The organism is Brevundimonas sp., from assembly GCF_044239655.1.
Taxonomy (GTDB): domain Bacteria; phylum Pseudomonadota; class Alphaproteobacteria; order Caulobacterales; family Caulobacteraceae; genus Brevundimonas.
Genome location: NZ_JBIIAY010000060.1, coordinates 1 through 18,408 on the forward strand (window position 1 = coordinate 1; position 18,408 = coordinate 18,408).

21 protein-coding genes and 1 other RNA gene are annotated in these 18,408 nt (G+C 68.3%); 14 read left to right on the plus strand and 8 right to left on the minus strand.

From position 1 onward, the window contains the following. The first annotated feature begins 226 nt into the window (after nucleotides 1-226). The gene (locus ACILQR_RS09535) at nucleotides 227-601 is read left to right on the plus strand and encodes a potassium channel family protein (RefSeq protein ID WP_395651202.1); all 375 of its coding nucleotides are present in this window, start codon (nucleotides 227-229) and stop codon (nucleotides 599-601) included. A 6-nt stretch (nucleotides 602-607) separates the two neighbouring features. On the opposite strand, the gene ACILQR_RS09540 is transcribed toward ACILQR_RS09535, so the two are convergent. From ACILQR_RS09540 to ACILQR_RS09555, 4 genes are all read right to left on the minus strand, one after another. Continuing rightward, nucleotides 608-2,725 carry a response regulator gene (locus ACILQR_RS09540; protein ID WP_395651203.1) on the minus strand — a complete coding sequence of 706 codons (2,118 nt, stop codon included), beginning with the start codon at nucleotides 2,723-2,725 and terminating at the stop codon, nucleotides 608-610. 139 nt (nucleotides 2,726-2,864) lie between these two features. Next, on the minus strand, nucleotides 2,865-3,062 hold the full coding sequence (locus ACILQR_RS09545; RefSeq protein ID WP_395651204.1) for a Trm112 family protein: 198 nt from the start codon (nucleotides 3,060-3,062) through the stop codon (nucleotides 2,865-2,867). Between the two features lie 119 nt (nucleotides 3,063-3,181). Then, nucleotides 3,182-3,838, minus strand: coding sequence for an LON peptidase substrate-binding domain-containing protein (locus tag ACILQR_RS09550; RefSeq protein WP_395651205.1), 657 nt, complete (start codon nucleotides 3,836-3,838; stop codon nucleotides 3,182-3,184). Between the two features lie 11 nt (nucleotides 3,839-3,849). Further along, nucleotides 3,850-4,761, minus strand: a complete 912-nt coding sequence (locus ACILQR_RS09555; protein ID WP_395651206.1) for a tetratricopeptide repeat protein — start codon at nucleotides 4,759-4,761, stop codon at nucleotides 3,850-3,852. Between the two features lie 206 nt (nucleotides 4,762-4,967). On the opposite strand from ACILQR_RS09555, the gene ACILQR_RS09560 reads away from it, so the two are divergent. Beyond that, on the plus strand, nucleotides 4,968-5,633 hold the full coding sequence (locus tag ACILQR_RS09560) for a hypothetical protein (protein WP_395651207.1): 666 nt from the start codon (nucleotides 4,968-4,970) through the stop codon (nucleotides 5,631-5,633). Between the two features lie 388 nt (nucleotides 5,634-6,021). Here ACILQR_RS09560 and ACILQR_RS09565 read toward each other — a convergent pair whose 3' ends face one another. Continuing rightward, complete coding sequence (locus ACILQR_RS09565) at nucleotides 6,022-7,305, minus strand: PQQ-dependent sugar dehydrogenase (RefSeq protein WP_395651208.1); 1,284 nt, start codon at nucleotides 7,303-7,305, stop codon at nucleotides 6,022-6,024. Between the two features lie 128 nt (nucleotides 7,306-7,433). Between ACILQR_RS09565 and ACILQR_RS09570 the strand changes: the two genes are divergently transcribed. The 5 genes from ACILQR_RS09570 to ACILQR_RS09590 all read left to right on the plus strand — a co-directional run bounded on the left by ACILQR_RS09570 (nucleotide 7,434) and on the right by ACILQR_RS09590 (nucleotide 10,433). Continuing rightward, on the plus strand, nucleotides 7,434-7,871 hold the full coding sequence (locus ACILQR_RS09570; RefSeq protein ID WP_395651209.1) for a translation initiation factor IF-2: 438 nt from the start codon (nucleotides 7,434-7,436) through the stop codon (nucleotides 7,869-7,871). 139 nt (nucleotides 7,872-8,010) lie between these two features. After that, the gene (locus ACILQR_RS09575) at nucleotides 8,011-8,451 is read left to right on the plus strand and encodes a hypothetical protein (RefSeq protein ID WP_395651210.1); all 441 of its coding nucleotides are present in this window, start codon (nucleotides 8,011-8,013) and stop codon (nucleotides 8,449-8,451) included. 99 nt (nucleotides 8,452-8,550) lie between these two features. Further along, nucleotides 8,551-9,105, plus strand: a complete 555-nt coding sequence (locus ACILQR_RS09580; RefSeq protein WP_395651211.1) for a hypothetical protein — start codon at nucleotides 8,551-8,553, stop codon at nucleotides 9,103-9,105. 40 nt (nucleotides 9,106-9,145) lie between these two features. After that, a complete protein-coding gene (locus ACILQR_RS09585; RefSeq protein ID WP_395651212.1) occupies nucleotides 9,146-9,772 on the plus strand; it encodes a LysE family translocator in 627 nt (208 codons plus the stop codon). 91 nt (nucleotides 9,773-9,863) lie between these two features. Then, complete coding sequence (locus ACILQR_RS09590; protein ID WP_292155910.1) at nucleotides 9,864-10,433, plus strand: CC0125/CC1285 family lipoprotein; 570 nt, start codon at nucleotides 9,864-9,866, stop codon at nucleotides 10,431-10,433. A gap of 115 nt (nucleotides 10,434-10,548) precedes the next feature. On the opposite strand, the gene ffs is transcribed toward ACILQR_RS09590, so the two are convergent. Continuing rightward, nucleotides 10,549-10,642: signal recognition particle sRNA small type (gene ffs / locus ACILQR_RS09595), an RNA gene on the minus strand. A 73-nt stretch (nucleotides 10,643-10,715) separates the two neighbouring features. Here ffs and nudC point away from each other — a divergent pair. From nudC to recF, 4 genes are all read left to right on the plus strand, one after another. Then, nucleotides 10,716-11,639, plus strand: a complete 924-nt coding sequence (gene nudC / locus ACILQR_RS09600; protein WP_395651213.1) for an NAD(+) diphosphatase — start codon at nucleotides 10,716-10,718, stop codon at nucleotides 11,637-11,639. 120 nt (nucleotides 11,640-11,759) lie between these two features. After that, nucleotides 11,760-12,878, plus strand: coding sequence for a DNA polymerase III subunit beta (gene dnaN, locus ACILQR_RS09605; RefSeq protein ID WP_271146371.1), 1,119 nt, complete (start codon nucleotides 11,760-11,762; stop codon nucleotides 12,876-12,878). Then, nucleotides 12,879-13,394: a hypothetical protein gene (locus ACILQR_RS09610; protein WP_395651214.1), complete on the plus strand. Its 516-nt coding sequence runs from the start codon at nucleotides 12,879-12,881 to the stop codon at nucleotides 13,392-13,394. It begins immediately after the preceding gene. Nucleotides 13,395-13,414: 20 nt separating this feature from the next. After that, nucleotides 13,415-14,557, plus strand: coding sequence for a DNA replication/repair protein RecF (gene recF / locus ACILQR_RS09615; protein WP_395651215.1), 1,143 nt, complete (start codon nucleotides 13,415-13,417; stop codon nucleotides 14,555-14,557). A 196-nt stretch (nucleotides 14,558-14,753) separates the two neighbouring features. On the opposite strand, the gene grpE is transcribed toward recF, so the two are convergent. Both grpE and hrcA read right to left on the minus strand, forming a co-directional pair. Next, nucleotides 14,754-15,392 (minus strand): nucleotide exchange factor GrpE, encoded by a 639-nt coding sequence (gene grpE / locus ACILQR_RS09620; protein WP_395651216.1) that lies wholly within the window; start codon nucleotides 15,390-15,392, stop codon nucleotides 14,754-14,756. Then, complete coding sequence (hrcA, locus tag ACILQR_RS09625; RefSeq protein ID WP_271147113.1) at nucleotides 15,389-16,495, minus strand: heat-inducible transcriptional repressor HrcA; 1,107 nt, start codon at nucleotides 16,493-16,495, stop codon at nucleotides 15,389-15,391. Before hrcA ends, grpE begins: the two co-directional genes overlap by 4 nt. A 58-nt stretch (nucleotides 16,496-16,553) precedes the next feature. Here hrcA and rph point away from each other — a divergent pair, with 58 nt between their 5' ends. The 3 genes from rph (at nucleotide 16,554) to ACILQR_RS09640 (ending at nucleotide 18,199) form a co-directional block, all read left to right on the plus strand. Next, the gene (gene rph / locus ACILQR_RS09630) at nucleotides 16,554-17,294 is read left to right on the plus strand and encodes a ribonuclease PH (RefSeq protein ID WP_395651217.1); all 741 of its coding nucleotides are present in this window, start codon (nucleotides 16,554-16,556) and stop codon (nucleotides 17,292-17,294) included. A gap of 73 nt (nucleotides 17,295-17,367) precedes the next feature. After that, nucleotides 17,368-17,766 carry a hypothetical protein gene (locus ACILQR_RS09635; RefSeq protein WP_395651218.1) on the plus strand — a complete coding sequence of 133 codons (399 nt, stop codon included), beginning with the start codon at nucleotides 17,368-17,370 and terminating at the stop codon, nucleotides 17,764-17,766. Between the two features lie 97 nt (nucleotides 17,767-17,863). Beyond that, entirely contained in the window at nucleotides 17,864-18,199 is a 336-nt protein-coding gene (locus ACILQR_RS09640) for a hypothetical protein (RefSeq protein ID WP_395651219.1), read from the plus strand. Nucleotides 18,200-18,408: the final 209 nt, after the last annotated feature.

An 18,408-nucleotide genomic window follows, 5' to 3' on the forward strand; every position in this document is an offset into this window, starting at 1 on the left:
ATACGATTCCGGAGGCGGGATTCACCATGCGATCGGATCGGAACGGTGCCAAGACCAAAAGCGGCTATGTTGCGATCACTTTCGTCGCAGACGCTACATCTAGCGTATTTATCCAAAGGTAAACGCAATGCGCTGGGGATGATTTTGCGCAAGGTGCCGCATGACGTGGTCGGACGCGGACGCTAGGCTGGGCGACCGTCTCGTTGCGTTCGATGGAGCCCTTTCCGTGAAATTCCTGATCCGCGCCACCAACAGCATCCTTGAGCTGCTGCTGCTCTATGCCGTCATCCTGGCGGTCAGCGCCGGGCTCTATGCCGTGTTCGAGGCCAAGTCCTTCGGTGACGCCCTGTGGTGGGCGGCGGTGACGGCGACGACGACGGGGTACGGCGACATCTATGCGACCACCCTGGGCGGGCGGATCGTGACCGTCTTCCTGATGCACGTGACCCTGCTGTTCATCCTGCCGCTGCTGATCGGGCGGATCATCGGGGCGATGATCGAGGACCGGCACAAATTCACCGATGAGGAACAGCGTCAGCTGCTGGCCGACATCGCCTTCATCAAGGCGCGGCTGGGGGACGACGAGGCACCGAAAGCCTGATCGCGGTCAGGCGGCCTCAGCCTCTGACGTCTCGGGGGCGCAGAGCAGGCGCTCCATGGCCGTATAGAGGGCGTGGTGCGAGATCGGTTTGGCCAGGTGGGCGTCCATGCCGGCGGCCAGGCAGCGGGCGGCATCCTCGGGCATGGCGTCGGCGGTGACAGCCAGGATGGGCACGCGGCTGCCCGAAGCCCGGATGGCCCGGGTGGCGGCCAGGCCGTCGACGCGCGGCATCCGCACATCCATCAGGATCAGGTCGAAGGGCTGGGTCGCGACCATGTCGATGGCCTCGTCGCCGTCGCAGGCCTCGGCGACCTCGCAGCCGACGGCGGCCAGCATCAGGCGGGCGACCTCGCGGTTGGCGGGATGGTCGTCGACGACGAGGATGCGGGGCGGGGCGCCTTCGTCCCGATCGGGGCGGACATCGGTATGGTTCGCCATCGCCTCGGGCGCGGCGAGCGGCAGGGGCAGACGCAGGGTGAAGGTCGCGCCCTCGCCGGGGCGGCTGTCGATCACGACGTCGCCGCCCATCAGGTCGGCCTGACGCTTGACCAGGGTCAGGCCGATGCCGGCGCCGATATGGGCGCGGCTGATCGAATCGTCGCCCTGGACGAAGGGATCGAACAGGCGGGGCGCGGCGGCCGGGTCGAAGCCCGGGCCCGTGTCGGTCACGGCGATCAGGATGTCGCCGTCGATGCGGTCGGCCAGAACGGTGACACCGCCGTGGTCGGTGAACTTCACGGCATTGCCGATCAGGTGGTGCAGGGCCTGGCGCAGGCGGCGGGGGTCGCCGATGACGGGGGCCAGGGCGTCGGGGCGGACCTCGACGGTGAGGGTCAGGCCCTTGTCGGCGGCCTCGATCCGGCTGGGGGCCGCAGCGGCGTCGATGACCTGCGCCAGGGACAGGGGTATCAGGTTGAGCAGGTCGTCACCGCGGGAAATCTCGAGAACGTCCTCGACAAGCATCAGCAGGGCGTCGCCCGAACGCTGGATGTGGCCCAGGTGGGACACGGCGTCCAGGTCCATCCCGGGGCGACGCGCCAGCACCTCGGCATAGCCGGTGACACTGTTCAGGGGGGTGCGCATCTCGTGGCTCATCAGGGCCAGGAAGCGGGACTTGGCAGCGTCGGCCTGTTCGGCGCGACGGCGGGCGGCGTGGGCGGTTTCGGTCCGGGCCTTGAGGCAAAGGATCAGGCGACGGCGCTCCGACATGACCGCCGAAACCGGCAGGGCCGTGACCAGGACGCCCAGCAGGAAGATATAGTAGATGTTCAAGTGGCGCAGCAGGGTCGGTCGGTCAGACAGTTCCGGCAGTTCGGAAAGCCGCGACAGGGTCCCGGGGCCGTGGCCGGACAGGGTGCCGGCGGCGGCGATGACGGCCACCCCGATGACGGCCCCAGCAACCCACGACGGCGGCGTGCGGAATGCGACCAGCAGCAGGAAGGGGAAGATCAGGAAGGCGGCGGGGACCACGTTCTGGAAGAAGATTCCGGTCGTCACCGTCATCAGCAGCACGATCAGGACCGCCGCTTCGCGCGGGGACGCCGGGGCGGTCGAGCGGAATCGGTGCGCCTTGGCGATCAGCAGCAGGGCCGGCGTCACCATCAACAGGCCCAGGGTCTCCATGATGAAGAAGCGCTGGCCCATGAACAGCAGGCTGCTCACGGGGAACCGGAAGGTCGCCGCAGCCACGCCGATGGAAATGACGGTCGACAGCAGGACGGCCGGGACGACGGCCAGGAAGGCGAAGCGCCACAACCGCTTGGGCCGTCGCAGGTCGAGGGCGGCACCCCCGACGCGACGGGCGATGACGGTCGCCACCAGGACCTCGCCCATGTTCATGACGGCATTCAGCCACCAGAAGGGGGCGATGTCCCCGCGCACTAGGTTGCCGATCAGGTTGATGACGAGGCAGGCGGCCAGGACCTGGATCGCACGGCGACGATGCAGATGCAGGGCTGCGGCCAGCATCACCCCGTTGGCGGGCCAGATGACCACGGCGTCGAAGGTGCGCGCGCTCCAGATCCCGAAGGCAAGGCAGAGCACGAAGAGGGCGACATAGACGAGCGCGTGCGGGCCCGAGGCCTGTCCCGCATCATGTCTGAATAGTCGCCAGCGACCGTGCATTCGGCCCCCTCGACCGCAATTTCACGGTCAAGCTCGCACGAGAAGGTTAAATTTCAGATGCTGAACCCGGAAGCTTTGCTTTGGGACTGCTGACCGTCCGTATCCGCGGGAACCTGGCGCTTGCTGAGCGCGCCCGGACCTAACCCTCGATCGGACGCGCTTCCTCGGCCAGCATGATCGGGACGCCGTCGCGGATCGGGAAGGCCAGCTTCGCGCCCTTCGACACCAGTTCACCCGCCTCTCGGTCATAGGACAGCGGCCCGCGCGTCACGGGACAGACCAGCACCTCCAGCAGGCGCGGATCGACGGTCGAGGGGGTGTGAAAGGCGTCTGACATGATGTCTTTCTAGTGGGCTATCGCGCGTTGCGCTACTTGAGCCCACATCATCGCTTCGCGCGTGGGGTCTACGCGCTCAAGCAGCGAGCGACCGCGTCGCGAGCGGTAGCGCCCCCTACCTACTGCATCGCCGTCGGGGAATCGCCGTCGCCGCTTTCGGCGGCGTCGATCTGGAGGAGGGCGGTCAGGGTCTGGCAGCGGTCCTCGAGGGTCTGGGATTCCAGCAGGGCCTGTTTCTCGGCCGGCTCGAACGGCAGGGCCATGGACAGGGAGTTGATCAGGGCCTCCTGCGGGGCGCCGCCCGCGGTGTCCCAGTCGATCTCGAGCTGGCGACGTTCCAGATAGGCGCGCAGGGCCGACAGGAAGGTGTCGCGGTCGAAGTCGTCGCCGGACGGGGAGGCCAGGTCGGCCTCGAAAGGGGCGAAGGCGGCGCGGACCTGGCGGTAGGGCGTCTGGCTGGGCAGTTCGACAGCAACGCGGAAGCGGCAGATGCCGGTCAGGGTCACGAGGTATCGACCGTCCGAGGTCTCGGCGAAACTGGTGATCCGGCCGGCGCAGCCGACGGCGGTGAGGCTGGGCAGGCTCGCAGGGCCGCCCGACGGCTGGATCAGGCCGATCATCCGGTCCCCGGCCATGGCGTCGTCGATCATGTTCAGATAGCGCGGCTCGAAGATGTTGAGCGGCAGCTGGCCACGCGGCAGCAGGATCGCCCCCGGCAACGGGAAGACCGGAATGACCTGCGGCAGGTCGGCCGCCTTCACATAGCCCTGGGCCATCGTCGGCTTCCTCATGCGAACAGAATGGAGGACAGGCGTCGGCGGCCGTCCTTTGCGATGTCGCTGGCCAAGCCTGCGGCCTCGAACACCACAAGCAACTGCTTGCGCGCCTGCTGTTCATTCCACTCGCGGTCGGCCGTGACGATGGCCAGCAGGCTGTCGACCGCGCCCTTCAGGTCGCCTTCAGCGGCCTGTGCGAGCGACAGGTCGTAGCGGGCCTGATGGTCGGTCGGATCGGCGGCGACGCGGGCCTTCAGGGCGTCAGCCTCGCCGGAGGGGGCGGCCGACATCAGGGCCAGCTGGGCGCGGACGCTCTGGACCGCCGGGTCGGACGAGCCTTCGGGGGCCATGGCGATGGTCTGGGCCGCCTGTTCGGCATCGCCCGACGCCAGATAGACCCGCGCCATGCCCGCGATGGCCTTGAGGTTCTCGGGGTCGAGGGTCAGCACATGGGCGAAGGCCTGGGCGGCACCGCCGAAATCCTCGAGACCGAGCGATTCCTCGCCGAGCGACAGCAGTTGCTCGACGTCCGGGTTCTCGCCGGTCCCGCCGGTCAGCTTGTCGATGAAGGCCTTGATCTGGCTTTCGGGCACCGCGCCCTGGAAGCCGTCGATCGGCTGGCCGTTGACGAAGGCATAGACGGTCGGGATCGACTGGACCCGCAGCTGGCCCGCGTAGGCTGGATTCTTGTCGACATCGATCTTGACCAGCCGGACCTTGCCGCCCGCCGCGCGCACGGCCTTTTCCAGGGCCGGGGTCAGCTGGCGACAGGGGCCGCACCAGGTCGCCCAGAAATCGACGATGACCGGGACGGTTTTCGAGGCCGCGATGACGTCGGCCATGAAGCCGGCGTCGGACCCTTCCTTGATCACGTCCTCGTGATCGGAGCCGGTCGGGGTCGATTTCGGGTCGGCGAAGGTCATTGCAGGGCCTGCTTCGTGACGAGTCTTGGTGAACGCGGGAGGCGTCAGATGGTCTCCCAGGGGAACAAACTCAAGGAATTCTCCAAAGCGTTGGTGTCACTCTCCTGCAACGCGAAAAAAATCATTGGTTTGCGTCTTGCTGGGTGCAAGCCAAACCGCTGCCGTTCATGCTTCAGTAAGGTTCAGGTGACTGGGGAGACATCAAAGTGAAATCAGTTCTGATCATGGCGCTGGGCGCCACCATGGCAACGGCGGCCGGCTCGGCCTTCGCTGCAGACGAAGCGACCACGGGCTCTTCCGCGGTTGCCAACCCGACGCAGGTTTCCTTCGTCGAAAGCGAGCGCTGGGGCGGTGGTGGCGCGACCATCTATGACCGCAACTGCGAATGCAACGTGCCGGTGATCAACGTTCCGTTCTACACGGTCCGTCCGCCCGCACCGCCGATCCGGGTCCGCGCCCCCGGCCTGCGCATCTCTTCGGCTCCGGTGTTCGCACCGTCGCCCGCCATCTACATCCAGGGCCCGCCGATCTACGTCGACGCCCCGCCGGTCCAGGTCGCGCCTGCCCAGGTCTATCTGGAAGCGCCCGACGTCCACGTCCGCCCGTCGGAAGTGTCCGTGGCCCCGCCGGAAATCCACTTCACGCCCGCCGGTCCCGATCATCCGGACGAGCACTGCTGCGACGTGGCCTCGCCGCCTGCCTATTCGGGCAACATGGCTCCGCCGGCCGACACGGGCTACCTCGCCCCGGCCGTTCCCGCCGACAACGGCTACTCGGCTCCGGCCAGCTATCCCGCCGCTCCGACCTACTCCGCTCCTGCGGCGACCGGTTCGAGTTCGGGCTATGCCCAAGAGCCCGGCGAACGCGGCTAAAAATCCAAGGCGGCCTTGCGGGGCCTCTGAGGTATCGAAACTGGAGCGGTCCGTCGAAAGACGGGCCGCTCTTTTCGTTTGGGCGGTGCTCTGAGCCGACCGTGAGGGACAGAGGGTTCATCACCAAGGTCACCAAGAATCCACAAAGGCCACGAAGGGACTGAACGGGCGGTGCGGCCAGCAATCGGTTCCATGAATGGGTTTCAGCGGAAGGCCAGCCTGCGGCGCAGCCGCCTTCATTCTCCGCGCCCTGTTTTCTGGCGCGGCGATCTTGAACCCAGCGCGATCCCTTCGTGCCCTTTGTGGATTCTTGGTGTCCTTGGTGATGAAACATTCCACCGCACCGCTCACCCTCAAAGGACGAGGGGATCGACCCGCCTGACGAACTTCAGGGCCGGGCGATCCTGAGGATCGCGGCGTTGCGGTCGTCGGCGACCCAGATCGAGCCGTCGCGGGCCACGGCCATTCCGACCGGTGCGCCCATCGGGTGGGAGCCCGCCACCGCATTCCAGCCCGGCGTGAGCACCCGGGCCCGGGGTGCGGGCGCGCTCGGGGGATAGGGCAGGGCACCGCGCGGATAGACGGCATAGTGGGCCCGGGTGTCGGTCAGGGGCGCGCCGTCTGCATCGGTCTCGATGGCCACGATCCGGCCGGCCGCCTGGCGATGGCCATGCCAGCTCATCAGCATCCGCCCACGCAGTTCGGGGAACATGGCCCCGTCGTAATAGAGCATGGCCAGGGGCGCGGCGTGGGGCGGCAACAGAGAGACCGGCGGCGTCCTCTGGCCGCACCGCGCCTGTCGCGTCGTCCAGCCAGGCAGGGCGGTGGCCATGTCGGTGCAGTAGGGCCAGCCGTAATGGGCCCCCGCCGTCAGCCGGTTGATCTCGTCGAACGGCCGGTTGGCGGTGGTCAGGTCGACGGAGTTCTCGCCCTGATAGACGGCCCCTGATCCGTGACGGACCATGGCCACGGAGTTGCGCAGCCCCGTCGCATAGGCGGTCCAGGTCGGGCTCCATCGGCCCGGCGTGGTCATGGGATAGCGGCGTACCATGGCCTGTTCTGCCCCTTGCGCACACTGGCCCGACGCATCGGCGATGGGCCGCCCGGCCGGGGTCAGGCAGCGGTCGGACGGGGCTCCGACATTGACCAGCAGGGCGCCGTCACCGTCGAAGATGAAGCTGGACAAGGGGTGGCGGTTCTCGTGCAACCGGTTGTCCGGCAGGCCCTCGACCACGGCGACCGCCGCCTCTGGCCGGGCCGGGTCGAAGGCGACGATGCGGCTCATCTCGGCCAGATAGATACGGCCGTCCGGTCCGCGCGCGATGGTGTGCGGCATCGACAGGCCGCGCATCAGCCGGGTCCAGACCACCGTTTGGCCCTGAACCCGCATCCGCCACAGCGCGCCTCGCCCGGCGTCCCAGGTGCCCAGGTCGGTGACCAGCCAATCGGTATCGGAAATCTGCAACAGACCGCGCGGCATCCGTGGGCCGTCGCTGCCCGTCCTCTGCCAGACCCGGCCCAGGCAATAGTTCTCGGCCATCCGCACGGTGGTGGCCGTCACGCCGCCGCACGAACCCTGGACCGCATAGGGTCGCCCCGGGGCCTGGGCCTGGGTGGCTGCCGGGCAGCAGGCCAGGGCGAGCGCGGCGACGGAGACGAGCGACCGGATCATGTGGGAACACTACCAGACCTCTGTTCGCCGGAAAGGGTCTCGCCGCCGCCGGAAATATCCGCCACCCTGTCGCCGTTGGGAGCCGGGCTCCCTCATCTTTCCGTCCGTTCCCTCCCGGAGTTTCGTCCATGTCCGCCCGCATTCTCGCCGCCGTCGCCGTCCTGGCCCTGGCGGGTCCCGCTTTCGCCCAGACGACCCCTGCCCCGACCGCGCCCGCCGCTCCTGCTGTCGCGGCTCCGACCGAGGCCGACCTCGAGGCGGCCGGTGAGGCCTTCGGCACCGACATGCAGGCCATGAGCGCCGAACTGAGCGCCGCCAAGACCGCTGCCGGCACCGACACGGCCAAGGCGAACGTCGACGCCGACGCCATCGTCGCCAAATATCAGCCCAAGGCCGACGCCTTTGCGACCCTCATCGAGGCCTTCATGGCCACCCAGCCCATCCCGCCGGAAGACCAGACCCAGATCGCCGCCGGCATGGCGCGTATCCGCAATGTTCCGACCGAAGTCCGCGAGGGGGTGATGGCTGCACCGGCCGCGACGCCGACCCCGGCTCCCGCCAACTGACGGCAGCCAGTTTGCGCTTGGGCCGGGATGGCTTTCCGCGTTCCCGGCCGCTGCTCAGCTTCACGCGCAAGTGAGACAATCTCTCTTGGCGAACTGGTGTTCGCGGCGCATCCTCCGGTAGTTCAACCCGGAGGATCGCATGCGCCTGTTCATCGCCGCCACCCTTGCCCTGGCGCTCGCCGCCCCGGCCCTGTCCGTAAATGCCGCCCCGTCACAGCCAGGCGCAAGCCGGGTTCAGCCCGCAGTGCTGACCTTCCGCGACGCCACGTCCCGGTTCGAGCGCGAGATGGCGCGCATGGGTCTGGAAATGAGCCATGCCCGCAGCGTCAACGAAACCCGCGCCATCGCCGCCAAGTATCAGCCCGAGGCCGACGCCCTGGCCGACCTGATCGACGCCCGCCTGGCCGTCGAGGGCAATGTCGGTGGTCGCTATCGCGATGCCGAGAAGGTCCGCGAATTTCCCGACGACATCCGTCGCCAGGTCGACCGTGAGCGTCTGGCCGTCCGTCGCGGTCCCGGCGTCCGGCCCTTCCCCGGCACGCCCGGGAACCCGGTGCCCGCAGTCGAGCGACAGTTCTGATCCACACCCGCCGCGCCGCTCGCCTTAACGCGAAGTAACTTGAGGTCGAGCGGCGTTCGGCAGACCTTGGGGGCATCAGATCCCCCCAGGAGCCGCGCCATGATCCGCATCCTCAGCCTCGCCGCCGCCCTCGCCGTCCTGCCGCTGTCGGCCGCGCTCGCGGCTGAAGGCCCTGACGTTCAGGCCGACAGCCCCGCCGAAGCCGCCATCGAGGCGGCGGCCGAGGCTTTCGAGGCGCGGATGGAGACCTTCGGCGACCGCGCCGAGGTCATCGCCGAGGACGAAAGCCTGACCGAGGGCCAGCGCGAGGCGCGCATCGCCGCCCTGTGGTCCGAATACCAGCCCGAGATCGCCGCCTTCACCGCGACGGTCAGCCAGCACGCGGGTGCCATCGCCCAGGCGGCGCTCGCCGACATCGACGTCGACGCCCTGGTCCGGGACGCGCTCAGCGACCCGGAAGTCCAGGCAGAGGTCGAACGGGGCATGGCCGGAGGCATGGGTATCGTGCGCAACAGCGCCTGGACCAACCCCGATCCCGAACAGCTGCGCACCTATGGGCTGATCGCCCAGTACGCACTGGATCAGGCCGCCGACGCCGTCGAGGACGCGGATGCGGCGGCGGCCGAAGCCGAGACCACGCCCGAGACGCGCTGATCGCTTGACCTGACCCCGGCCGCCGTCGAAAGCGGCGGCCATGCTGCCGGTCGATCCCCACCTCTATGTCGCCTTCCTGGGCGTGATGGCCGTCATGGCCGTGACGCCGGGGCCGGCGAACCTGTTTGCGGTCGCCACCGGAGCCGAGCGCGGCCGTCGCGCGGCCCTCGTCGGGGTGCTGGGCATGAATGCGGCGACCCTGGTCTGGTTCGGAGCGGCGGCCCTGGGGCTGGGGGTCCTGGTCGCGGCCTTTCCGCTGGCGTTCAAGGTGGTGGCGGTCGGCGGGGCCCTCTATGTCGCCTGGCTGGGCGTGCAGGCGATCCGCGCGGCGCTGAGGCCGGCCCATGCCACCCATGCGGTCACCGTGCGTCGAGATCGCGGGGCCTTCATGAACGGCTTCATGGTCCAGATCGCCAACCCCAAGGCCATATTGTTCTTCACCGCCGTCCTGCCGCCCTTTCTGGATGTTCAGCGACCGGTGGCCCCGCAACTGGCCCTGTTCGCCGCCGCCACCATCGGCATGGATGTGCTGGCGATGAGCGCCTATGGCCTGGGTGGCGCGGCCCTGGCGCGGCGGATGAGCGAGCCCCGGTTCCGGCGCGGGTTCGGCGTCTTCGTCGGACTGCTGCTGCTTGCGGCCTCGGTCTTGATTGTGTCGCGATTATAGGCGTTCTTGGCCATACGGAACGACCGTCCGCACGGCCCGTTACGACGAAAAGGCCCGTGACCCGGCCAAAGGAGATTTTCCCGTGAGAACCCTGTCCCTTAGACCCATTCTGCTGGCGGCCACCGCGGCCCTGGCCCTGTCGGCCTGCGCCACGGCGACCCCGTACCAGCCGGCCGGCACCGGCGGCGTGCGCGGCGGCTATGCCGAGCAGCGGCTGGAGAACGATCGCTTCCGCGTCACCTTCGCCGGCAACTCCGTGACCTCGCGCGAGGACGTAGAGATGGGGCTGTTGCTGCGTTCGGCCGAACTGACGACCCAGAACGGCTTCGACTGGTTCGCCACCGTCAACCGCGCCACCGACCGCGACACCCGCTATTCCAGCTTCGGTTCGCCCCGACCCGGGTTCGGCTACAGCCCGTATTATGGCCGCTACAGCCCGTTCTGGGGCCCGTCGTGGCGCTGGTACGGTCGCGGGTCGTGGAGTTCGTGGAACGACCCGTTCTGGGGGCGCGACGACTTCGACGTCCGCCAGATCGATCGGTACGAGGCCACGTCCGAAATCGTCATGGGTCGAGGCCCCAAGCCCGCCAACGACCCCAACGCCTTCGACGCCCGCGAGGTCATCGACAACCTGGGCGGCCGGGTGACGCGCCCGATGTAAAAGTCTCGGCCCCGTCGCTACCCAGCGGCGGGGCTGATTTCTTGGTGACGCGACGCTGGACGCGCTCAAGCAGCGAGCGACCGCGTCGCGAGCGTTAGCGCCCTAAAAAAGATGGAAAAGTAGAGACCGCGACCCGAAGGGGAATTCGTTGTGGCTGCTGCCTTCCGGCCCTGACCAGGTTGGCGAAGCCTTCGCCCGCGATCTCCGAGGTCCATATCGCGAATCCCGGCGGCGAGATCAAGGCCTCTCCCCGTTGTGCGCCGCACCCGCTAAGAACGGCTCATGACCCTCGTCCCGCTCAACACCTTCGCCGGCAACCCGCTCGACCGGGGCGGGGACCTGCGCGCCGATCCGACGTGGCTGGAGGAACAGGCGGCGAGCGCGGATGCGTTGGCGCTGGTGCTGTGGGAGGGGCAGCCGCTGCTGGAGGATCATGCCGAGGGGCCGCGCCTGGTCTGGCTGGGCATGGAACAGGCGCGCGATGTCGCGCCGACCGACGAGCTGTTCCTTGGGCTGTGGAAGGATGCACCGGTCTTTGCGGTCGAAATCCAGGGACCCGGTGACCCCGCCGACGGGCCGGTGCGGGGGCTCGGGGCATTCTCGGGGATGCGCGAGGCGGCGGCGGTGCTGTCGGGGGGCGAAGCCGCCATGGCCGGGACGGCCAAGTCCCTGTTCGACTGGCGCAGGCGGCACGGGTTCTGCGCCGCCTGCGGTCAGCAGAGCGAGAACGCCAACGGCGGCTGGAAGCGGATCTGCCCCGCCTGCAAGACCGAGCATTTCCCGAGGGTCGATCCGGTGACGATCATGGTGCCGATCTATTCGGGCGGGGCCGAGCCCATCTGTCTGCTGGGGCGCCAAGCGGCCTGGCCCGCGGGGCGGATGTCGGCCCTGGCCGGGTTCCTGGAGCCCGGGGAGACGATCGAGGAGGCGTGCGCGCGCGAGATCAAGGAGGAGAGCGGCCTGACCGTGACCAGCGTCCGCTACCACTCCAGCCAGCCCTGGCCGTTTCCGTCCCAGCTGATGATCGGCCTGTTCGCCGAGGTGACCGACGACCAGGCCACGCCGGACCAGACCGAGCTGGAGGCCGTCGCCTGGCTGACGCGGGGTGAGGCGCGGGCGGTTCTGGCAGGCCATCACGCGATCAAGGCCCCGCCGCCCTTCGCCATCGCCCACACCTTGCTCAAGGCCTGGGCCGAGGAAGATTGAAGGCTGCGGCAGTTGTGGAGCATCGCGCCCGTGCCGGTTGCCCCTTTGCGCCAATAGGCTAGTGTCCACAGCCATTCTATTGCGCGACGTCGATTCCGCCGCGCCGGGCCTTGAGACACCATGCAGCTGACCATCGAACGTTCCGCGCTCCTGAAGGCCCTCGGGCACGTCCAGAGCGTGGTCGAGCGCAGGAACACCATTCCGATCCTGTCCAACGTCCTGCTGAGCGCCGGGCGCGACAGCCTGTCGTTCGCCGCGACCGACCTGGACATGGAGATCGTCGATCAGGCCGATGCCACGGTCCAGGTCGAGGGATCGATCACGGCGCCGGCCCACACCTTGTACGAGATCGTGCGCAAGCTTCCGGACGGGGCCGAGGTCTCGCTGACCTACAACGGCGACGATCCGCGCCTGACGGTGGCGGCGGGGCGGTCGCGGTTCAATCTGCCGGTCCTGCCGGCCGGGGATTTCCCGGTCATGTCGACGGACACCTCGGGCGTGCGGTTTACCCTGATGAAGGACGATCTGGCGCGGCTGATCGACAAGACCCGGTTCGCGGTCTCGACCGAGGAGACGCGGTATTATCTGAACGGCCTGTATCTGCACACGGTGGCGGAACAGGGCATCCCCCTGCTTCGCGCCGTGGCGACCGACGGCCACCGCCTGGCCCTGGCCGAGACGCCGGCGCCGGAAGGGGCCGCAGGCGGTCCCGGGGTCATCGTGCCGCGCAAGACCATCGACCAGGTGCGGCGCCTGCTCGACGACGGTGCCGGTCCCGTCGAGGTCCAGGTCAGCCCCCAGAAGATCCGCTTCCAGTTCGGGGCCGCGTCCTTGACCTCCAAGGTGATCGACGGCGCCTTCCCCGACTATATGCGGGTGATCCCCAAGGGGAACGACAAACAGGCCGACATCGACAAGGCCATCTTCGCCTCGGCCGTCGACCGCGTCGCCACCATCTCGGCCGAGAAGAGCCGGTCGGTGAAACTGGCGTTCGAGCTGGACCGCGTCACCCTGACGGTGCGCAACATGGAGGCCGGCCAGGGCGTCGAGGAGGTCGAGATCGGCTATTCCGACGACCCCTTCGAGATCGGTTTCAACGCGCGGTATCTGCTCGACGTCGCCGGCCAGATCACCGGCGACAACGCCACCTTCATGTTCGCCGACCCGGCCAGCCCGACGCTGGTGCTGGATCCCGGCGATCCGGGGGTTCAGTACGTGCTGATGCCGCTGAGGGTGTAGGTGGCGGAGACCGAAGAGCGGTTGGTCTTTACGGGCGCTGTCTGGAAGTCGGGCCTTAGAGCTATGCTCAGCTTGGGTGTCATCACCATATTCGGTCTTGCGCTGAAGTACGATTTCCTGAGCTTGCGCTTTCCGCCAATCGTGTCGCAGATCGCCTATTGGTCGTGCATCCTTTTTGCCGCTTACTCAGGCCTCCTCTCGTTCATTCGAGTGTGCAAGCCAGCCCGGCTCGTTTTGACCGAGGAAGGTTTCACCGTCTTTGGATTGCGCAAACCCCATCTGGTGCCCTGGAAAGATGTTCGAAAGTTCGAGCTTTTCAGACAGCGAGGATCAAGCATGGTGGGGTATGTCCTTCGGAAAGGGGCCGACCCTGTCCGGGATGGGGTCTTCACGCGAACGATGATCCCGGGACTGGACGGCGTGATCGCGGTCTTTCCTGAACAGACGCCCTATGAGGTTATGCAGGTTCTGACGGATTGGCTCAGTCGCTATGGCGACGAAGAAGCGCCGGCGTAAGCCGGGATGAGCGGAAACTTTTGAGTATCCAGTCCCTCACCCTCACCGATTTCCGGTCCTATGCCTCCGCGACCCTGCCCGTGGGCAGCGGGCCCGTCGTGCTGCATGGGCCGAACGGGGCGGGGAAGACCAATCTGCTGGAGGCGCTGAGCCTGTTCACGCCGGGCCGAGGGCTGCGGTCGGCGACGGCGCAGGAGATGGGGCGCAGGGAGCCGGGCGAGGCGGTCGGGCGGGCCTGGGCGGTGGCGCTGACCCTGGATGGGGGGGATGGCGAAGAGATCAAGCTCGGGACCGGAACCCAGGCGGCCGGGGCCAGTCGGAGGATCGTGCGGATCGACGGGGAGACGGCGCAGCCGGGGCGGTTCCTGGATTATCTGCGGCCGGTGTGGGCGACGCCGGAGCAGGATCGGCTGTTCTCGGACGCGCGGGCGGATCGGCTGAAATTCTTCGACCGGCTGGTGTTCGCCGCCGACCCCGATCATGCGGGGGTGGTGTCGGGATACGAAAAGGCGCTGCGCGAGCGGTTGCGGCTGCTGACTGACGGGGTCGAGCATGGGCGCGCGGCGGACCCCCTGTGGCTGGATGCGCTGGAGGCGCGGCTGGGCGAGACGGGCGCGCGGGCGGCGGTGGCGCGGGCGGGGGCGCTGGGCGCGCTTCAGGCCGGGATCGACGATCGGGGCGACCGGCCGTTCCCTCAGGCCGATCTGGGTCTGGCGGGCGAAGCGGAACAGGCGGCGTTGGACGGGGCGGGCGAGGAGGCCATCGCCGCCGCCATCCGGGACGGCATGGCGCGGTCGCGGGGCCGGGACGCGGCGGCCGGCCGGTCCCTGTTCGGGCCGCATCGCTCGGACCTGACCGCCCTGCACCGCGAGAAGCGCCGCCCGGCCGCCGAGGGGTCGTCGGGCGAACAGAAGGCCCTGGTGCTGAACCTGATCCTGGCCCAGGTGACCCGGCTGAAAGCGGCGGGCGGGGCGGCGCCGGTATTGTTATTGGATGAGGCACCCGCCCACCTCGACACCCGCCGCCGTGCTGCCCTGTTCGACGAGATCGAGGCCCTGGGGTTGCAGGCCTTCATGACGGGCACGGAGGCGGTGCTGTTCGAGGAGCTGAAGGGCCGGGCGCGGTTCGTGCGGGTCGAAGGCGGGGGCCTGACCGAGTCCTGATCCTTCTCCCGCCGCGTCCGTTGCCCTTCTCCCCTTGTGGGAGAAGGTGGCGCGCGGAGCGTGACGGATGAGGGGTTACGCCGATCTTGAAAGTCGGTGTGGCGGCCGCTCACTGTAGAAGCCGTGCGACCCCTCATCCGTCAGCCTTCGGCTGCCACCTTCTCCCGCAAGGGGAGAAGGAAGCTTGGCGACGAAACTACGCCTTGGAGTCGTAGGCCGCGCCGTTAGCGGCATCGGCGGGTGCATAGGCGGTCGAGGCGGCGGCTTTGGTGCCCGAGCCCTTGGCGGCGACGACGACCATGGCGGGGCGGATGGTACGGCCGAACAGTTCGTAGCCGGCCTGCATGGTCTGGAGCACAGCACCGCCGGCGACCGTCTCGGACGGCTGTTCCATCATGGCCTGGTGCAGGTGGGGGTCGAAGACATCGCCGGGGCCCGGCGCGACCTGTTTCAGGTTGTTGTTGGCGAACGCGCCTTGGAGCGCCTTTTCGACCAGCTCCAGACCGGTCACCAGGGCGGCGGCGGGGCCTTCGGAGTCCTTGGGCGCAGCCTGGAGCGCGCGTTGCAGGCTGTCGGCGACGGGCAACAGGTCCTTGGCGAAGCGCTGGATCGCGAAGGCGCGGGCGTCGTTCTGTTGCGTCTCCGAACGGCGCTTGAGGTTTTCCATCTCGGCGGCGACGCGCAGGGCGCGGTCCTTCCATTCGTCGCGTTCGGCGGCGACCTGGTCCAGCACGGTGGGTTCGACGCCGGCGTTGGCCGCATCGGCGTTCAGAATGGCGTCGGCTTCGGCCTCGATCGCGTCGAGTTCGGCCTGTGTGGGATGATTGTCGCTCAAGTGTCCTGTCCGTCCAGCATTCGCCCCAGCACCCGGGCGGTGTAATCCACCAACGGAATGATGCGGGCGTAGTTCAACCGCGCGGGTCCGATCACGCCGATGGCGCCCAGGACCCGCTGTCGGCCGTTCATATAGGGCGCCGCGATGACAGCGGAACCCGAAAGCGAAAACAACCGTGTTTCCGCCCCGATAAAGATGCGCACCCCTTGCGCCGCATTGACCCCGTCGAGCAGGCCGATCAGCTGTTCCTTCTGCTCCAGGTCGTCGAACAGGACGCGCACCATCTCCAGATCGGCGGCGGTCTCGTTGTTCTGCAACAGGTTGGCGCGGCCACGGACGATGAGGCTGCGCTCGCGGTCGGGGCCGCCGGACCAGGCGGCCAGACCGTCCTCGACCAGCCGGGCGGCGGCAGCGTCGAGCTGTTGCCGGGCGGCGTCCAGTTCGGCCCGCATCTCGGTGCGAGCCTCGGCGAGCGGACGGCCCTTGAGCCGGGCGTTGAGGAAGTTGGACGCCTCCTGAAGCGTGGAGGGGGTGACTCCGGCCGACAGGGGCATCAGCCGGTTCTCGACCGTGCCGTCGTCCCCGACCAGCACCGCCAGGGCCTGATCGTGGCCCAGGGCGACGAACTCGACGTGTTTGACGCCTGCGTCGCGCACCGGGCTGGCCACGATGCCGGCACCGCCTGCCAGGCCGGACAGCAGGGAAGATGCTGCATCCAATGCCTCGTCGAAACCCCGGCCCTTGCCCGCCAGCCGTGCATCGATCTCGCGGCGTTCGTCGGCCCCGATGTCGCCGATCTCGAGGAAGCCGTCGACGAACAGGCGCAGGCCCGCATGGGTCGGGATCCGTCCCGCCGAGGTGTGGGGCGCGGCCAGCAGCCCGGCCAGGGTCAGGTCCTGCATGGTGTTGCGGATCGAGGCGGGCGACAGCTGGACCCCGCCGCGCGAGATGGTCCGCGACCCGACAGGCTCTCCGGTTTCCAGATAGGTCTCGACGATGCGGCGGAAGATGTCGCGCGCCCGGGCGTCCAGCGCGGTCAGGCCGCCGCCGGACGAGGCGGTTCCTGTTCCGAACGGAAGCGGGTTGGGGGCATACAGGCTCACGGTTTCACGATAAGCAGCGCGGCCCCACTCTCCAAGCCGTTCCTTGAAGGCCACGATCATGACCGCCACCCCCCGCCACTCCGGCCGCACCCCCGAACAGCTCCGCACCGTCACGCTGGAGACCGGGGTGAACCGCTATGCCGAGGGGTCGTGCCTGGTCTCGTTCGGCCATACCAAGGTCCTCTGCACCGCCTCGATCGAGGACAAGGTGCCCGGCTGGATGCGCAACTCGGGTCAGGGCTGGGTCACCGCCGAATACGGCATGCTGCCTCGCGCCACCCACACGCGCGGCCGTCGCGAGGCTGCGGCGGGCAAACAGTCGGGGCGGACCCAGGAGATCCAGCGCCTGATCGGGCGGTCCCTGCGGGCCGTGGTCGATCTGAAGGCCCTGGGCGAGCGTCAGGTGCTGATCGACTGTGACGTGATCCAGGCCGACGGCGGCACCCGCACGGCCTCGATCACCGGGGCCTGGGTCGCGATGGCGGCGGCTCTGGGCTACCTGAAGGCCGAGGGCGTGCTGAAGGCCGACCCGATCCTGGACCAGGTCGCGGCGGTATCGTGCGGCGTGTGCAGCGACCAGCCGGTGCTCGACCTCGACTACGAAGAGGATTCCAATGCCGAGGCCGACAGCAACTTCGTGCTGACCGGATCGGGCACCATCGTCGAGATCCAGGCGACCGGCGAGAAGCGCGGCTTCTCCCGCGTCGAGTTCGACCGGCTGTTCGAACTGGCCCAGGGCGGCTGTGACGACCTGTTCGTGCTGCAACGTGCGGCGCTGGAGGCGGCGCTGAAGGGCTGACGACGGGGCCGGCCTCTTTCGCACCGCTGCGGATCGGCGCATCGTCCCGGTCTGACCTGGATCGGAGACGTCCATGCGCGGTGCTTTCACCTCACTGGTTTGCCTGCTGGCGGTCCTGACCCTGGCGGGGTGCGAGGACGCCTCAGCGCCCGCCGCCCCAACGGGGACGGAGGTGCCCATAGCGACGTCCGAGGCGGAGGTCGTCATGCCGCTGGATGCCCCGCCTCAGGAGGAGCCGGTCGCGGAGGCCGGCACCGGTTCGGAGACGGCCTGCGTTGTCGACCTGGGCCAGACGGCGTCGGCCCGCCTCGTCGAGCGCTGCATCGCGGTCAGCCCTGCGACGCGGCCGCCGTGCAACGCCGCCAACCCCTGCGCCATGATCCAGGGCGAGATCGACCGCTCCTGCGCCATGTACGAACCGGGTGAGACGCGCCCTGCGGAGTGTACGCCATCCGACATACCGGCAAGATGAACGGTCGCTGAATTTCGTTCCGCCACAGTGCAAACAAATTTCGTGACATACGGCGAAGCTTGAGTAGTCTCACGTAGTTGCGTTCTCGCAACCTTGAATGGGGGACTACCTAATGAAGCTCTTAAAGACCTCATCCGCACTGGCAGTCGTGATGCTGTTGGGCGCATGGACCTCGGCGGCTGACGCCGACGTGGTCATCGTCAACGACGACGCACCCGCCTGGGTCGCCGGCCTGTCCGACATCGCCGACGGATCCGCTCTCGCGTTCGCCCAGGACGACGAAGACGAAGAGTGCGACGACGAAGAGGATGACGAGGAAGACGACGAAGAGGACGACGAGGAAGAAGACGACGAAGACGAAGAGGACGACGAAGAAGACGACGAGGACGAGGAAGACGACGAGTGCGAGGACGACGAGGACGAACTCGTCTGAGCCCACGCTTCACCGTTGTGAAACGTCAGGAGGGCGGTGGCTTCGGTCACCGCCCTTTTTCGTGGCCGCGAAGGCCGCGCATGAAAAAGGCCCCGCTGTTTCCAGCGGGGCCTTCGTCATTTCAGCGATGATGCCGAGTCCTAGTCGCGGCGCGGACGACGACCACGGTCGCCGCCGCCGCCTTCACGCTTCTTGCCGCCGCCGCCGGT

What these genes read in the sequence shown, in the direction of transcription:
- ACILQR_RS09540 (WP_395651203.1), bottom strand. Translation starts at nt 2,725, where the DNA reads ATGCACGGTCGCTGGCGACTATTCAGACATGATGCGGGACAGGCCTCG.
- ACILQR_RS09545 (WP_395651204.1), bottom strand. Translation starts at nt 3,062, where the DNA reads ATGTCAGACGCCTTTCACACCCCCTCGACCGTCGATCCGCGCCTGCTG.
- ACILQR_RS09550 (WP_395651205.1), bottom strand. Translation starts at nt 3,838, where the DNA reads ATGGCCCAGGGCTATGTGAAGGCGGCCGACCTGCCGCAGGTCATTCCG.
- ACILQR_RS09555 (WP_395651206.1), bottom strand. Translation starts at nt 4,761, where the DNA reads ATGACCTTCGCCGACCCGAAATCGACCCCGACCGGCTCCGATCACGAG.
- ACILQR_RS09565 (WP_395651208.1), bottom strand. Translation starts at nt 7,305, where the DNA reads ATGATCCGGTCGCTCGTCTCCGTCGCCGCGCTCGCCCTGGCCTGCTGC.
- ACILQR_RS09570 (WP_395651209.1), top strand. Translation starts at nt 7,434, where the DNA reads ATGTCCGCCCGCATTCTCGCCGCCGTCGCCGTCCTGGCCCTGGCGGGT.
- ACILQR_RS09575 (WP_395651210.1), top strand. Translation starts at nt 8,011, where the DNA reads ATGCGCCTGTTCATCGCCGCCACCCTTGCCCTGGCGCTCGCCGCCCCG.
- ACILQR_RS09580 (WP_395651211.1), top strand. Translation starts at nt 8,551, where the DNA reads ATGATCCGCATCCTCAGCCTCGCCGCCGCCCTCGCCGTCCTGCCGCTG.
- ACILQR_RS09585 (WP_395651212.1), top strand. Translation starts at nt 9,146, where the DNA reads ATGCTGCCGGTCGATCCCCACCTCTATGTCGCCTTCCTGGGCGTGATG.
- nudC (WP_395651213.1), top strand. Translation starts at nt 10,716, where the DNA reads ATGACCCTCGTCCCGCTCAACACCTTCGCCGGCAACCCGCTCGACCGG.
- dnaN (WP_271146371.1), top strand. Translation starts at nt 11,760, where the DNA reads ATGCAGCTGACCATCGAACGTTCCGCGCTCCTGAAGGCCCTCGGGCAC.
- rph (WP_395651217.1), top strand. Translation starts at nt 16,554, where the DNA reads ATGACCGCCACCCCCCGCCACTCCGGCCGCACCCCCGAACAGCTCCGC.
- ACILQR_RS09635 (WP_395651218.1), top strand. Translation starts at nt 17,368, where the DNA reads ATGCGCGGTGCTTTCACCTCACTGGTTTGCCTGCTGGCGGTCCTGACC.
- ACILQR_RS09640 (WP_395651219.1), top strand. Translation starts at nt 17,864, where the DNA reads ATGGGGGACTACCTAATGAAGCTCTTAAAGACCTCATCCGCACTGGCA.